This window comes from Nonomuraea sp. NPDC049141 (assembly GCF_040648415.1).
In the GTDB taxonomy this organism is placed as follows: domain Bacteria; phylum Actinomycetota; class Actinomycetes; order Streptosporangiales; family Streptosporangiaceae; genus Nonomuraea.
On record NZ_JBEZDR010000276.1, the window covers coordinates 1 to 1093 of the forward strand.

General features: G+C 69.0%; 1 protein-coding gene. It reads right to left on the reverse strand.

The window, feature by feature from the left end:
* Positions 1-1093: M23 family metallopeptidase (locus AB0B91_RS66445; RefSeq protein WP_358343347.1), on the reverse strand; the 1093-nt coding region annotated here is incomplete at both ends.

Below are 1093 nucleotides of genomic sequence, written 5' to 3' on the forward strand. Positions count from 1 at the left end.
CACGCCGGCTCGTGCACCGAGCCCCCCGCCACCGTGTAGACGATCTTTACACCGTTGAGGTTGATCGCGGCCAACGCGTTCGCGCTCACCCCGGAGATGCCCGAGTTGAGGTTGCGCCAGCCGTTGTTGCTCGCCGCCTCGTGCACCGAGCCCCCGACCACGGTGTAGATGATCTTCACACCGTTCAGACTGATCGCGGCCAACGCGTTCGGGCTCGCCCCGGAGATGCCGGTGTTCAGGTTCCGCCAGCCGTTGTTGCTGGCCGCCTCGTGCACCATGCCCCCGATCACGGTGTAGATGTACTTCACGCCGTCGACGTTGATCACGGCGAGCGCGTTGTTGCTGACCCCCGAGATGCCGGTCCACAGGTTGCGCCAGCCGGTGTCGCTGGACGCCTCGTAGACCCGGCCGTCGTTGACCGTGTAGAGCAGCTTGTTGGTGCCCATGACCATCGACGCGGTTGCCGAGCCGGTGATGCTGTTGACCGGCAGCATCTGCCAGCCGCTGTGGCTGCCGGACTCGTACACCTGACGGTTGGAGCTGACCTGGCCGCAGTTCTGGCTGGTCATGTTGCGGGCCGGCGAGACGGGGCCGGAGACGTAGAGCGGGCCGGTGTTCGAGCTGCCGTCGGAGGTGATGCCGGAGGGCACGCCGTTGAAGTACGCCTCGGTCTTGACGCCGTCGCGCGTCTGCTCGTAGTGCAGGTGCGGGCCGGTCGAGTTGCCGGTGCTGCCGACCCGGCCGAGCTGCTGACCGGTCGACACCCACTGCCCGACGCGCACCGGCGGCGACTCGATCATGTGCGCGTAGCTGGTCCGCCAGCCACCGCCGTGGTCGACCACCACGTACCAGCCGCCGCCGGTGGTCCAGCCCGCGAAGGTGACGGTCCCGGCGTACGAGGCGAGGATCGGCCGGCCACTGCTGGCGCCGCCGGTGTAGGTCATGTCGATGTCGTAGTCGTCGTGCCCGTAGTAGGTCGCCAGCCGCCAGGTCTCGCCGCAGGGGAACGGCATCTGGAAGTTCGGCCGTGGGCCGGCGGCCTCAGCCGGCGCGGCCACGACGGCGATGGCGCCCACGGCGAGCAGCGCGACGC